The sequence below is a fragment of the Pseudomonas khavaziana genome (assembly GCF_019145205.1).
In the GTDB taxonomy this organism is placed as follows: Bacteria; Pseudomonadota; Gammaproteobacteria; order Pseudomonadales; family Pseudomonadaceae; genus Aquipseudomonas; species Aquipseudomonas khavaziana.
In genome coordinates, this window is sequence record NZ_JAHSTT010000002.1 from 60563 (window position 1) to 74816 (window position 14254).

The 14254-nt window shown below is 59.5% G+C and carries 14 protein-coding genes; 3 read left to right on the forward strand and 11 right to left on the reverse strand.

The genetic code is table 11. The annotated features are described in order from the left end of the window. Positions 1-89: 89 nt before the first annotated feature. The 8 genes from KVH01_RS04790 to prlC all read right to left on the reverse strand — a co-directional run bounded on the left by KVH01_RS04790 (position 90) and on the right by prlC (position 10282). Entirely contained in the window at positions 90-1637 is a 1548-nt protein-coding gene (locus KVH01_RS04790) for a SulP family inorganic anion transporter (RefSeq protein ID WP_217880635.1), read from the reverse strand. Between the two features lie 85 nt (positions 1638-1722). Continuing rightward, a complete protein-coding gene (locus KVH01_RS04795) occupies positions 1723-2451 on the reverse strand; it encodes a carbonic anhydrase (RefSeq protein ID WP_043048302.1) in 729 nt (242 codons plus the stop codon). 225 nt (positions 2452-2676) lie between these two features. Further along, positions 2677-3735: a PA0069 family radical SAM protein gene (locus KVH01_RS04800; protein WP_217880636.1), complete on the reverse strand. Its 1059-nt coding sequence runs from the start codon at positions 3733-3735 to the stop codon at positions 2677-2679. Positions 3736-3816: 81 nt separating this feature from the next. Then, the gene (locus KVH01_RS04805; RefSeq protein WP_217880637.1) at positions 3817-5115 is read right to left on the reverse strand and encodes a cytochrome c; all 1299 of its coding nucleotides are present in this window, start codon (positions 5113-5115) and stop codon (positions 3817-3819) included. Between the two features lie 12 nt (positions 5116-5127). Next, complete coding sequence (locus tag KVH01_RS04810; protein ID WP_043048299.1) at positions 5128-6912, reverse strand: GMC family oxidoreductase; 1785 nt, start codon at positions 6910-6912, stop codon at positions 5128-5130. 2 nt (positions 6913-6914) lie between these two features. Continuing rightward, entirely contained in the window at positions 6915-7667 is a 753-nt protein-coding gene (locus tag KVH01_RS04815; RefSeq protein WP_043048297.1) for a gluconate 2-dehydrogenase subunit 3 family protein, read from the reverse strand. Between the two features lie 291 nt (positions 7668-7958). Then, positions 7959-8234 (reverse strand): YheV family putative zinc ribbon protein, encoded by a 276-nt coding sequence (locus KVH01_RS04820; protein ID WP_217880638.1) that lies wholly within the window; start codon positions 8232-8234, stop codon positions 7959-7961. Beyond that, entirely contained in the window at positions 8231-10282 is a 2052-nt protein-coding gene (gene prlC / locus KVH01_RS04825; protein ID WP_318836566.1) for an oligopeptidase A, read from the reverse strand. Before prlC ends, KVH01_RS04820 begins: the two co-directional genes overlap by 4 nt. A gap of 102 nt (positions 10283-10384) precedes the next feature. Between prlC and KVH01_RS04830 the strand changes: the two genes are divergently transcribed. Together KVH01_RS04830 and KVH01_RS04835 are read left to right on the forward strand one after the other, a co-directional pair. Next, positions 10385-10927, forward strand: a complete 543-nt coding sequence (locus tag KVH01_RS04830; RefSeq protein WP_217880640.1) for a gamma carbonic anhydrase family protein — start codon at positions 10385-10387, stop codon at positions 10925-10927. Beyond that, a complete protein-coding gene (locus tag KVH01_RS04835) occupies positions 10924-11583 on the forward strand; it encodes an HAD family hydrolase (protein WP_217880641.1) in 660 nt (219 codons plus the stop codon). The genes KVH01_RS04830 and KVH01_RS04835 overlap by 4 nt, the downstream gene beginning before the upstream one ends. A 33-nt stretch (positions 11584-11616) precedes the next feature. Here KVH01_RS04835 and KVH01_RS04840 read toward each other — a convergent pair whose 3' ends face one another. Then, the gene (locus KVH01_RS04840) at positions 11617-12660 is read right to left on the reverse strand and encodes an aminopeptidase (RefSeq protein WP_217880642.1); all 1044 of its coding nucleotides are present in this window, start codon (positions 12658-12660) and stop codon (positions 11617-11619) included. Between the two features lie 110 nt (positions 12661-12770). Between KVH01_RS04840 and KVH01_RS04845 the strand changes: the two genes are divergently transcribed. Continuing rightward, complete coding sequence (locus KVH01_RS04845; RefSeq protein ID WP_217880643.1) at positions 12771-13193, forward strand: PA0061/PA0062 family lipoprotein; 423 nt, start codon at positions 12771-12773, stop codon at positions 13191-13193. Here the strand turns inward: KVH01_RS04845 and KVH01_RS04850 are convergent, their stop codons facing one another. Continuing rightward, the gene (locus KVH01_RS04850) at positions 13194-13433 is read right to left on the reverse strand and encodes a DUF1161 domain-containing protein (protein WP_043048286.1); all 240 of its coding nucleotides are present in this window, start codon (positions 13431-13433) and stop codon (positions 13194-13196) included. A gap of 204 nt (positions 13434-13637) precedes the next feature. Then, positions 13638-14069, reverse strand: coding sequence for an OsmC family protein (locus tag KVH01_RS04855; protein WP_043048284.1), 432 nt, complete (start codon positions 14067-14069; stop codon positions 13638-13640). Positions 14070-14254 lie beyond the last annotated feature (185 nt).

Sequence of the window (14254 nt, forward strand, 5' to 3'; positions counted from 1 at the left end):
CCCGATTGGGGTGTATCAGCCAAAGAGATTTTGACTGGTCCACCGCTATCGGGAGCAAGCCCCCTCCCACATTTTCTGATCGGGTTTCGTCAGGTAACGGACGGCGCCGAACCTATCCCCACCGTTGTGCGTACCCGGCCTTCCAACCGGCGCTTGAGCCCACGCGCCTCGATCACCAGCGTCGAGCCCTTGGCCGCATTGGCCCGGCCCCACTCCTCCAGTAACTCCAGGCAAGAGTGGTCGATATAACTCAAGTTACTCAGCGGCACGTGCAACGTGGTCCCCGCAGGCACCGCCGACAGCACCTGAGTCAGCGCTGGCACTTTGAGAAAGGTCGCGGCACCGGTCAGGCGCAACTCCATTTCACCGTCCTGAGGCAGGTCGACCAGACTGACTTTCAATCGTGACGCCTTGAATGCCAGCTTGACCAGAGTCAGTCCGAAGCCCACCAATACGCCGGTCAGCAGGTCAGTGAAGATAATCGCCAGCGCCGTGGCCGCATAGGTAAACATCGGCATCCGCCCATAGCGCCCCAGTGCCTTGAACGCCTTGACGTCCACCAACTTGATCCCGGTGTACACCAGCACACCCGCGAGGCTCGCGACCGGAATGCTTTGCAGCACGCTAGACAGCAAGAGTACAAAGCCCAGCAGCCACAGGCCGTGGAACATCGCCGATAAACGCGTGGTAGCACCGGCCTGGACGTTGGCTGAGCTGCGTACAATCACGCCGGTCATCGGCAAGGCGCCCACCAGGCCGCAAAGCATGTTGCCGACACCTTGGGCAGACAACTCCTTATCGAAATCGGAGCGCTGGCCGCTGTGCATACGGTCAACCGCGGCGGCAGACAGCAGGGTTTCGGCACTGGCAATAAACGCGACGGCAAATGCCGCGATCAACAGCTGTGGATCCGCCAAGTTGAGCAGGTCGCTGGGGCGCAGCCAGTCGATGGCATCCGCGAGATTTTCCGGGACTTCCACACGCTTGACCTGTAAGGCCAGCACCAGGCTGGTGACGGTCGCAAGGCCCACGCCGAGCAAGGCGCCCGGCACGAACCGTAGCCGTTGCGGACGGAATTTATCCCACAGGTACATCACCAACATGGTCGACAGGCCGAGCAGACCGGCTTGCCAACCCAGCCCGCCGCCGAGGGTCGGAATTGCTTCAGCGACAGCCGCCGGGAAACCTGCAAGATTATCCAGCCCAGACGGCTTGGGCGCCCCATCGAGCATCACATGGATCTGCGATAACACGATCAATACGCCGATCCCCGCCAACATGCCGTAGACCACAGCCGGTGCCGTGACACGAAACCAGCAGCCCAGGCGTAAACGTCCAGCCACCAGTTGCAGGAAACCCGCCAGCAACAGGATCGGCCCCAGCATCAGCATGCCGTGTTGGCGCACCAGCTCGAACACCAGCACCGCCAGACCCGCTGCCGGGCCGCTGACTTGCAGCGGCGACCCTGCCAACCAGCCCACCACCAGGCCGCCGATGATACCGGTGATCAGCCCTTTGGCCGGCGGCATGCCGGACGCGATCGCGATCCCCATGCACAGGGGCAGAGCGACCAGAAACACAACCACGGAGGCGAGCAGCTCCCGCGGCAGTACAGCTTTCAATTGAGCAGCACGCATTATGGCTCTCCCGAGGCATTCGCCGGGCACGGCAAAGCCTGGCTGCATCCATGGCAGCCACCGCTTTACCCGGCGGGGAAGTGTTTTAGAAGCGCGCTCTAGGCGTCGCGGACGGGATCGGCTCGGTGCCGTTCAACGGTCGAAACGCTGCCTTTTCCGCATCGTAGGCCCGAATTTCGCTGGTCTCGATGTTGTAGATCCAGCCATGGATAAACAGATGACCATTGGCCATGCGCGAAGCCACTGAGGGGTGGGTGCGCAAATGCTGCAACTGGGCGATGACGTTTTCTTCGGTCAACACCTTCATGCTCTCGCCTTCATTGGCGCAGTCGCAGTTGTCATGGACCATGGCCTTGGCGACTTCGGCGTGACGCAACCATGCCCTGACCGTCGGCATCTTTTCCAGGCTGTCGGGGTTGAGTACCGCGCGCATGGCGCCACAGTCGGAGTGCCCGCACACGATGATGTGCTGTACACCAAGGGCGAGCACCGCGTACTCGATGGCCGTGGATACGCCACCGTTCATCTGGCCGTAGGGAGGCACCACGTTACCGACATTACGGGTTACAAACAGGTCACCGGGGGAGCTTTGGGTAATCAGCTCAGGCACGATGCGCGAATCGGCACAGGTAATGAACATCGCCCGCGGACTCTGCGCCGTGGCGAGTTTCTTGAAGAGTTCTTCCTGCTGGGGGAAGACGTCGTGATGGAAATGCAAAAAGCCGTCAACGATATGTTGCAACGCTGCATCGGCGGACTCCGCCCCAGGGGCTGAAGCCGACGCAGCCAAAGGCTGTTTATCCTTGTCACTCATGATTCATCCTCTTGATTAATGCAGGGGAGCGTTCACCACCATTCGACGCCGGGCGAGTGGAATAGTTGAGACCTCACAATCCACGGCGGCGACTAATGAGTCACTCGCTGAACAAGGTAACCGCCGAAACTTAACTCAAACTGAATGAACCGCTCTAGCTCGGGGCTTTCAGTGATATCAAAACGCGACCACTCATACAGTAATCGTGCCGTCTTATTCATCAGTCTACAACAATGCCATTTGCCTGCCCGGCGGACAGAACGCCGCGCAATCCAGATTGAAACCTTCACGACGATTCAGCCCCAGGCGCTTGATCGCCTTGCTGAAGCGTTGCGCCAGCAGGTCCGCAAATGGCCCTTCACCCCGCATTCGCACACCAAAGCGGCTGTCATACACCTGGCCACCGCGCACCTGGCGCACCAAGCTCATGACATGGGCGGCACGCTGAGGATAATGGGCCGCCAGCCATTCCTCGAACAGCGGCGCAACCTCCAACGGCAAGCGCAGCATCATATACGCCGCGCTTTGTGCCCCGGCCGCGTGTGCCTCGGCGAGCAGGCTCTCCAATTCGCTGTCGTTGATCATCGGAATCATCGGCGAGCACAACACGCCCACCGGGATACCCGCCTCGCGCATAACCCGAATCGCCCTCAGCCGCGCCTTGGGCGCCGCCGTGCGTGGCTCCAGGATGCGCTTGAGTTCATCGTCCAGGCTGGTGAGGCTGATCATCACCGCCACCAGCCGCTGGCGGGCCAGCTCGGTCAGCAGGTCGAGATCGCGCAATATCAACGACCCCTTGGTGATGATAGTCACCGGGTGCCGGTAGCGCAGCAGCACTTCCAGAGTTTGCCGAGCGATCTTGTATTCCCGCTCGATAGGCTGGTACGGATCGGTATTGGAGCCCAGGTTGATCGGCGCGCACACGTAGCCAGGCTTGGACAGTTGCTGTTCCAGCACATCAGCCGCGTTGGTCTTGGCGATCAACCTGGTTTCGAAGTCCAGCCCCGGAGACATGTCCCAATAGGCATGACTGGGCCGCGCATAACAGTAGATGCAACCGTGCTCGCAGCCGCGATAAGGGTTGATGGAACGATCAAAGGGCAAGTCCGGCGAGTTATTGCGCGTGATGATGGTCTTGGCCGCTTCAATACGCACTTCGGTGCCTTGGGTCTCGGGCACCTCCTGATACCAGCCGTCATCCTCAGCCACGCTGACCGTAGGTGCAAACCGGTTGTGCAGGTTGGTGGCCGTGCCCCGACCGCGGGGCGGCAACGCAGTAGACATGAAAACGCCTCGATACTGTTTTTATATACAGTATCGAGGCGTGAGGTTTCTGACCAGTGCCGTTCGGCGGCCAGGGAGAGATCAGTGCTTTTGCGTCACTTGCCCCAAGTCATCCCCCGAGGTCGTGCGCATTGTGCTCTTGCGCAGGTCCGCCACGTCACTGGCGTTGATTGGCGCCCCCTTGTTGCCCCAGCTGCCACGGATGAAACTGACCACATCCGCCACTTCCTGGTCCGACAGGCGCCAGGCGAACGCCGGCATGGTGAAGGTCGATGGCGCCGTATGGGTCGCCGGCAAAGTACCACCGTTCAACACGATGTTGATCAACGATGTGGCATCCGCCGTCTGCAATACCGGGTTACCCGCCAGTGCTGGGAACACACGCGTATAGCCATGGCCATCGGTACGGTGGCAGGCCGCGCAGTTGTCGATATACACCGACGCACCCGGCTTACTGTCATCGCCTTTCCAGAGCGCTTGGGCTACCTGCTTGTCGTACTGGTGTGGCTGGTCCTCGGGATCGACCGCCGGCAGGCTCTTGAGGTAACGGGCGATAGCGGTCAGGTCGTCTTGCGACATGTACTGCATGCTGTGGACGACAACATCGCTCATGCCACCGAACACCGCGCTGCGGTCACTGCGGCCGGTCTTGAGGAACTGCACCAACTGCTCCTCGCTCCAGCTGCCAAGGCCATCCTTGTGGTCACCGCGCAGGCTCTTTGCGATCCAGCCTTCCAACGGTGCGCTGCCGGACAGGAAGGCGTTGCCATCAGTGGCACTCAGGGCTTTTTCCTGCATGGTCATGGCACGAGGCGTATGGCAGGCGCCACAGTGGCCGAGGCCTTCAACCAGATAGGCACCACGATCGATCACCGGATCAGCAGCGGCTCGCGCCTGATGGCCCTCGACCGCAGGCGCGAACATCCAGCGCCAAGCCGCCAAAGGCCAGCGCATGCTCAATGGCCAGGGAATATCGCTGGCCTTGTTTTCTTGGGCAATCGGCTCAACGCCCTTCATGAAATACGCATACAACGCCTGCATATCACTGTCGCTGACACGCGCATAAGACGGGTAGGGCATCGCCGGGTAAAGCGTACTACCGTTCTTGGCGACGCCATGGCGCACGGCCTTGTCGAAGTCCTCGAAGCTATAGTCGCCCAGGCCGGTCTTGTCCGGGGTGATGTTGGTCGAATAGATCACACCGATGGGGGTTTCCATGGGCAGGCCGCCGGCGAAGGGTTTGCCACCCTTGGCGGTATGGCAGGCCACGCAGTCACCGGCACGCGCCAGGTATTCACCCTGCTTGATCAAGTCGGTTTCGGCAGCGCTGACCGAGCAACTGCTGAAGAGCGCCAAGGAGGCGATTACGAATGCTTTCATGGTCATCGCTCCTTATGCCTGAACCAGTGGGCCGGGGTTTTTCAGGTACTGCTCGCGGATCGCTCGAGCCGACCAATAGGTCAACGCTGCCACCAGTCCCGTAGGGTTGTAGCCCAATCCTTGTGGGAAAGCAGACGCACCCGGGACAAACACGTTGTGTACATCCCAGCACTGCAGGTAGCGGTTCAACGCGCTGGTTTTTGGATCGGTGCCCATGATCGCGCCACCGTTAAGGTGGGTGGTCTGGTACGAGGCAGTATTGAAGTGCTCGCCGACTTTTTTACCCAACACCGCGATGGCCTTGGGGTTCATGGCTTGGGCGACCTTGCCCATTTTCTCGATCATGAAGCGGTTCATCTTGATGTCGTTTTCTTGCCAGTCGAAGGTCATGCGTAGCAGCGGCAAACCGTAGGCATCGCGGTAAACCGGATCCAGGTCCAGGTAGTTGCTGCGGTAGGACTGATGGGCGCCGTGGGCATCCATCGACACCTGATGGGTGTAGTAATCGGCGGTGGCGCGCTTCCAGGCGCTGCCCCAGGCAGGCGTGCCCGGCGGGTTGGAGGTACCGGCAATCGGCCGGCTGCCGGCCTGGTTGACCCACATCGGCGAGCCACCCACGAAGCCGTGGGGGCCGTGATCGAAGTTGTCGGCATTGAAGTCGTCGATGGCCACGCCATTGCCGCCCGCGCCGATGAAGTTGTTGGTGTGAGTGTCCTTGTCGAAGAACGCCTTGATGGTGCCCATGTTCTGGTAGGCGAAGTTGCGGCCCACCACACCCTCATTGGTGATCGGATCGTAGGGTTTGCCGATGCCCGACAGCAGCATCAGGCGCACGTTATGGAACTGGAACGCGCCAAGAATCACCAAGTCTGCCGGCTGCTCGCATTCGCGGCCCTGGGCGTCGATATAAGTCACGCCGGTGGCTTTTTTCCGGGTGCTGTCGAGGTTGACCTTGAGCACGTGGGAATTGGGTCGCAGCTCGAAGTTCGGCACTTGGCGAAGGGCCGGCAGGATGTTCACGTTCGGAGACGCCTTGGAATACATGTAGCACACGTAGCCACTGCAAAAACCGCAGAAATTGCACGGCCCCATCTGCGCGCCATAAGGGTTGGTGTAGGGCCCCGAAGTATTGGCCGACGGCAGATTGTAGGGTTTGTACCCCACTTCAGCCGCGGCTTTCTGAAACAGCTGTGCGGAGACGGTATTTTTCTGCGCCTCCAGCGGGAACGGATTGGAGCGATCCGGCGCATACGGGTTGCCACCGCGGCCTTCGCCAACCAATTGGCCCTTGACGGTCCAAGCTTGGCCGGAGGTGCCGAAGACTTTTTCCGCATAGTCGAAAAATGGCTCCAGCTCTTCGTAGCTGACACCGAAATCCTGGATGGTCATGTCCTTGGGAATAAAGTTCTTGCCATAGCGCTCTTCGTAATGGCTGCGCATGCGCAGTTCGATAGGGTCGACGCGAAAATGCACGCCTGACCAGTGCAGACCCGCGCCCCCTACGCCGTTACCCGGCAAAAAAGCACCGAGCTGACGGTTGGGCAGGGCAACATCATTCACGCTATGGCGAATGGTCACCGTCTCCTTGGAGATATCCTGGAACAGCTTCTTACGCACGCTGTAGGTCAATTCATCGATGACCTGGGGATAGTTGCCGTCCGGATAAGTGTCCTGCATCGGGCCGCGCTCCAGCGCTACCACGTTGAGGCCCGCTTCCGTCAGCTCCTTGGCCATGATCGCGCCGGTCCAGCCGAAGCCAACAATCACCGCATCCACTTTCTTCATGATGGTCGCCACGTTTATGCCCTCTCGCCGCGAATGGAAACAGCCGGGAAGGGGTATTGCTCGTTGCGTTCCACCCAATCCATAAAGTCGGCGCGGGCGCCCGGGAAGCCAATCATGGTCCAACCGACCATGCCTTTATTGCCGCCGTGGATGGGATCGCAGAAGAAACCCTCCTTAGTGTTTTGCAGCAACAGGTTGAAGAATATCTTCGCTGGCACCGCCTCGAAATGCGCTGCGACTTCACTGCCGCCAGCCTCCAGGCGCCGCAGCATATCGTCTCGGGTAGCGCTGTCTTGCGCAGCAAAAGCTTTACCGTTGAACGCTTTCGACCATGCATCCGTCGCAGCAATACCCAGGCGGTAGATTTCCTTGGGCACTAATTTGCTCTGCCAACCCATCTCCGGCGCTGCGTCGGCGTTAAACGGGCCTTGCATGTACCACAGGGCGCCACTGGCATATGGGGTATTCATCTGACGGTCAATGTATTCCGGTGCGCCAGCTTCCAAGGCGCCAGGGCCCTGTGCGTCAGCGGGAATCAAGCGCTCCACGGCGGCATTGATAAAGGCCCATTCTTCAGCCGTGAAATAGCTTGGCTCATAGGCCTTTTCGTTTGGCGCGGGCTTGGCCGGCGCGGCCTGGGCAGGCTCCGGCGTAGCCATCAGCATCGAACCGCCAAGGCCGGTGCTGGCAACCGTGACCACCGGGATCAAGGTCAAGGATTTGCGTAGAAAGTCACGCCGGGGGTTGTCTTGATCTTGATCAGACATGGGTACACCTCATCATGTGGGCACGGGTTTGGCAGCCGCTTCTGAGAACGGTTTGTCTTTTTTTAGCGGCACATTGGAACCAATCGATCCAATGAAATAGAGCGCAGCCGCAATCAATAGTTACAAATGATAGCAGGCTAAGGATGTAGAGGAGAGTTTCAGCGACCTAAGTCGCATAGAAAGTGGGAGGGGGCTTGCTCCCGATAGGGTCGTGTCAGCCAACCTATGCATGGCTGGAACGCCGCTATCGGGGGAAAGCCCCCTCCCACATTTCGGTATGCGTACAGGTTGTTAGTCTTTTTTCAACTTGGGGTTGGGAAAGAACTGCACGGCTTGCACTTTTGGATTCGCAGGCGCTTTCAACGCCGAGGTATTGACCCGCGTGCCCAACTCCTTGGGCACCGACAGGCCTTGATCATTCAGCGTATCGGTATAGCCGCAGGCCACGCATTCACGGTGCGGCACGCTGTCTTCGGTCCACATCTTCAACTTGTCCGGCTCGCTGCACGCCGGGCAGACCGCCCCGGCGATAAATTGCTTTTTGGTAATCACAGGCCCTTCACTCATGCTGCCGCGTCCTCACTCAGGCCGCTGTGGCGCAAGAGTGCGTCAATCGACGGCGCTCGTCCGCGGAAGTCGACGAACAGCACCATCGGTGCCTGGGAACCCCCACGCGCCAGAATCGCTTCGCGGAAGGCCCGACCGGTCTGGGCGTTGAGCACGCCGTCTTCTTCGAACTTGGAAAATGCGTCCGCGGACAGCACTTCCGCCCACTTGTAGCTGTAGTAACCCGCCGCATAACCACCGGCAAAGATGTGCGCGAAACTGTTAGGGAAGCGGTTGTAGGCTGGCGGACGCATCACCGAGACTTCGTCACGCACGCCTTCGAGCACCTGCGCCACGCTGCGGCCATCGCCATGGGTGGCGTGCAGCTCGAAGTCAAACAGCGAGAACTCCAGCTGGCGCACCATCATCAGGCCGGACTGGAAATTTTTCGCGGCGAGCATTTTTTCCAGCAGGTCATGGGGCAGCGGCTCGCCGGTTTCATAGTGGCCGGAGATCAGTGCCAGACCTTCGGGCTCCCAGCACCAGTTCTCCATGAATTGGCTCGGCAACTCCACCGCATCCCACGCCACGCCGTTGATACCGGATACGCCGGCATGTTCAACGCGGGTCAGCAGGTGATGCAGGCCGTGGCCGAATTCGTGAAACAGCGTGGTGACTTCATCGTGGGTCAGCAGGGCAGGCTTGCCGCTGTCGGCCGGAGTGAAGTTGCACACCAGGTTGGCCACGGGGCTTTGCAGCACGCCGTCGACGGTGCGGCGGCGGTCACGGGCTCCGTCCATCCAGGCGCCGCCGCGCTTGTTGGCGCGAGCGTACAGGTCGAAGAAGAAGCGCCCCACGTGTTCGCCGTTTTCCTTGATTTCGAACAGGCGGACATCCGGATGCCAGGCGTCGAAGCCCTTTAGCTCGGCGATCTCAATGCCATACAGGCGCTGAACGATGGCAAACAGCCCGCCCAGCACCTTGTCGATGGGGAAGTAGGCGCGCAGGGCTTCCTGGGACACGCTGTAGCGCTGCTCGCGCAGTTTCTCGCCATAAAAACCGCTGTCCCAGCTCTGCAGGTCAGCGCAGCCTTGTTCGGCGGCGTAAGCCTTGAGCTGCTGCAAATCCTGGGTAGCAAACGGCTTGCTGCGCTTGGCCAGGTCACGCAGGAAGCTCAGCACCTGGTCACTGGACTCGGCCATCTTGGTTGCGAGGCTGAGCTCGGAGAAGGATGCAAAACCCAACAACCGGGCCAGTTCCTGACGCAGGTCGAGGATCTGCTCCATCACCGGGCCGTTATCGTTCTGGCCGGCGTTCGGGCCTTGGTCCGATGCACGGGTGCAGTAAGCGGCGTACACCTCTTCACGCAAGGCGCGGTCCTGGGCGTAGGTCATTACCGCGTAGTAGCTGGGAAACTCCAGGGTGATCAACCAGCCATCAAGGCCCTTGGCCTGGGCCGCAGCGGCCATTTGCGCCTTGGCAGAGTCGGTCAGGCCGGCGAGGGTGGTTTCATCGGTGACGTGCTTGGTCCAGGCTTGGGTGGCGTCCAGCAGCTGGTTGGAGAATTTGCTGCCCAGCTCGGAAAGCTTGCTCTGCACTTCGGCGTAGCGCTTTTGCTGCTCCGGCGGCAGGTCGATGCCCGACAGGCGGAAATCGCGCAGGGCGTGTTCCAGGATGGTTTTCTGCGCCACGTCGAAACCGGCGGCCTCTGGGCTGTTAGCCAAGGCTTCGAAGGCTTGGAACAGTTCGCGGTTCTGGCCCATTTCGGTGGAGTAGGCGCTCAATGCCGGCAAGCAAGCCTCGTAGGCTTCGCGCAGCTCGGCGCTGTTGCACACGGCATTGAGGTGGCTGACCGGGCTCCAGGCAGCGCCAAGACGATCATTGAGTTCATCCATGGCAAGGACCAGACCGGCCCATGTCGGATTTTTACCCTGGCTTTGCAGGATGTCTGCGATAGCCACACGGTTATCGGCGAGGATCTGTTCGATGGCCGGCTGGACGTGCTCGGCACGGATCGCCGAGAACGGCGGCAGGTCGTAGGACTGCAATAGAGGGTTGTTCGCGCTCACGGTTGGCACCTTGGCTGAAGAAACATGTAAGAACAAAGATGGGGCCATCTTAATTACAATCAACACCCACCGCAGCTATCAGCAGAAGAGAGAGAGGCTATCGTGACCCTTCGCACCTATCAGAACCACACGCCAACCCTGGGCGCCGGGGCTTTTGTCGATACTTCGGCGGTGGTGATCGGCGATGTCGAAATCGGCGCCGACAGCTCGGTATGGCCGCTGACAGTGATACGCGGCGACATGCACCGCATCCGCATCGGTGCACGTACCAGCGTGCAGGACGGCTGCGTGCTGCACATTACCCATGCAGGGCCGTTCAATCCTGACGGTTTCCCGCTGCTGATCGGTGACGACGTGACCATCGCCCACAAGGTCATGCTGCATGGCTGCACCGTGGGTAACCGCATCCTGATCGGCATGGGCAGCATCGTGATGGACGGTGCCGTGGTCGAAGACGATGTGATCATCGGCGCCGGCAGCCTGGTGCCGCCCGGCAAGAAACTCGACAGCGGCTTTTTGTATGTGGGCAGCCCGGTTAAACAGGTCCGTGCGCTGACTGACAAAGAGCGTGTCTTTTTCACCTACAGCGCCGCGAACTACGTGAAGCTCAAGGACCTGCACCTGGCTGAAGGATTCGATCAATGATCCTGAACCACTCCACCGTGCTGTTCGACCTGGACGGCACCCTCACCGACCCGCGTGAGGGCATTACCCGGTCGATCCAGTATGCCCTCGGCAAGTTGGGCATCGACGAGCCCGACCTGACCAAGCTCGAACACTTCATTGGTCCGCCCTTGCTGCAGGCATTCATGCAGTTCTATAGCTTCGACGAGGCCAAGGCCTGGGACGCAGTGAATTTCTATCGCGAACGCTTCAAGGTTACCGGGCTGTATGAAAACCGCGTATTCGACGGCGTCATGCCATTGCTGGAAGAGCTGAACAGCCAGGGCCGCCAGCTATACGTAGCCACCTCCAAGCCGTGGGAATTTGCCCGTGAGATTGCGCGGCATTTCGACTTCGCCAAACACTTCAAGGTGATCTACGGCAGCGAGCTGGACGGCACGCGCACCAACAAGATCGAGTTGATCGCCCACTTGATGCGTGAGGAAGGGCTGGACCCGGCCACCACCTTGATGGTCGGTGATCGCAAGCATGACCTGATCGGCGCCCGCAGCAACGGGCTGGATTCGGCAGCGGTGGGGTATGGATTTGGCAGTTTTGAGGAGTTGAATGCCGAGGCACCGACCTGGCATTTCGAAACGTTGGCGCAGATGCATCAGGCGTTTTTGCAACGCGCTTGAAATCGCTATCGGGGGCAAGCCCCCGATGAGGCCCTAACGGCCACCACTCTCCAATTGCCTCAACGCCGCTTTACGCTGCGCCACTGGCAGCCCACCCAGCCTTTCCACAGCTGCATAAAACTTCACCCAATCCCCACCTTCCTGTGCAAATAACGCCGCGAACGCCGGCACCCACTGGTCATACAGACCGAACGGCAAAAGCCGTGCGTTATTCATCGGCTGGTTGATCCAGGCGTCATAACGCTTGTCGCCGCCCCATTGGCTATCACGCATCTGTCGGTATTCACTGCGCAAGCGCTCAAACTGCGCCGCTTTGGCTTGCCGCATCACGTCCGCTGCCAACGGCTGCGCATACAGCGCTTCCAGGCGATTGCGGGTTTCGAGAATCAACCGGATAAACTGATCGCGCTGCTTCAACGCCGCATCGCTGACGGGCGCCAGGCCTCGTGCCGCCCGCCATTGACGAGTGCCTTCCTGCTCGACGAAGCTGGCATAAGACTCATTGAACTCGGTGTCGTCTTTCACGTAAAAGCGTTGGTGGGCCAGCTCATGAAAAATCAGCGTGGCCAGGCGCTCATCGCCCCAGCTCATCATCGAACTCATGATCGGGTCGTTGAACCAACCCAAGGTGGAATAGGCCTCGACACCACCGATCGATACGTCCATACCCCGCTGCCGCAACAGCGCCGCTTCGCCACGTGCCGCACCCTGGCTGTAGTAGCCGCGGTAGGCGACGCATCCGGCAATGGGAAAGCAGTGGTTTTCAGCAGATAGGGAAAACTCCTGCGTGGCAAAGACATTCCATACCACATAGAGCCGGCCGATATCGGCGTATAGGCGGTAACTTTGGTTGTCAGGCAGATGCAAATGTTCACTGGCAAAGGTTCGGGCTTTCTGCGACTGCACGAGATGATCGCGCAGCACTTGAGGGCGAGACGGGTCGGCGATGACCTCGGCAACCGGCTCCCGTGCCCGTAATAGATGCCACTGGCCGCTCGCCAACTGGCTGTAATAACTGACGCTGGAACAACCGCTGAGTAGCACAACCATCAACCCTGGAAGAAAACGCCTGATCATGCCCCGACTGCTCCTGGGTGATAGATGCGCCAGACTATCGCGCTTGAAGGGGATTTTTCCACGATGCTGCATGTTTATACTCAAGACTCTCCTCGTGTTGAGTACCTGCCATGCGTCAGTTTGTATTGCCCATCGCCGCCCTGTTACTCAGCGCTTGCGCTTCGACCCCCATCCCACCCGTTGATCCGCAGCAGGCCTGGGTCGACTTCACCACGCCGACGCCGGGCTCCAAGTTGGTCATGGCCCAGCGCCTGGATGGGAAGAACCTCGACGACGGGCGCTTTTTCCAGATGCCCCCCGGCCCTCACGAGCTGATGGTGCGCTTTGATTTTGAAGTGCCCGCCGGCGGTGGTTTGGGGGGCCTCAGCCAGATGATGTATCGAACCTGCTTCATGACCTTGCAGTACGACCATTTCCAGGCTGGCCAGCGCTATGTGCTCGAAGGCCGCTCGCTGGCGTTCACGCCCAATATCCGGCTGTATGACTCAGCACGGCAGTTGCTGGCCGAAGAACGCAGCGTTAACTGCATCTGATCAGTCGTTGTTCTTCTGATAGATGATGCGCTTGGTGCCGTTTTCGCACGAACCGACAATCATGGCTTCGTCATGATTCTTGGCTTCTTCGGCGGTAATGATTTCCAGGGTGTAGGACGGAATCGCCTTGGCCTGGAGCTGTACTTCAATTTCCTTCCTGAGCTCTTCACAATCTTTCGGAGCGGCCACGGCCGAAGTGGCCAATCCAGCGCAGATGATCGCCAAGGCAAAACGTTTCATGTGTGAAGCTCCCTGAATGCATGCGCACGAGTGTGCGCCTAAGGCTGCATAGGCTATAGGACCACATAGGGGAAACACGAGTTCTGATTTAACGCATAACTAAATGAATGAGGGGGCTTGTGCCCGATAAAAGTGTGCCCGTCATCCAACTATGGCTGACCCACCGCTATCGGGACAAGCCCCCTCCCACAAAAAAGCGCTGTGTTAGTTAACCAGCGTGCCATCCAGGGTGATGGTCGCGTTCAGCACCTTGGAAACCGGGCATCCCTCCTTGGCCTTTTTGCTCAGTTCGTCGAACTGTGCCTGGCTGGCGCCTGGGATCTTGGCTTTCAGGGTCAGATGCACCGCAGTGATCGCAAAGCCGCCATCGACCTGGTCCAGCGTCACATCAGCCTGGGTATCGATGCTGTCGGCCTTGAGCCCGGCGTCGCCGAGAATCATGGAAAACGCCATGGAGAAACAGCCGGCGTGAGCCGCGCCAATCAGTTCTTCGGGGTTGGTACCCTTGCCGCCCTCGAAACGGGCCTTGAAACCGTAGGGCGCTTCGCGCAGCACGCCGGTTTCCGTGGAAATGGAACCCAGTCCAGTCTTCAGATCACCTTCCCAATGCGCGGATGCTTTTTTAACGATGCTCATAGCTTTCTCCTCGAACGGTGGTTTTGTGTCAGTAAGGGTTCTGAGGATAGACGCCACGGCAAAGTTCACTCGTTAGAAAAACCTAGTGTTTAAGTAGGAAATTTCTCGCGTACTATTGAATCTCGGGTATATGCCCTCATTGCATAGGGCATGCACATGCCGCGGCAGGTTTTGGCTCGTCAAAG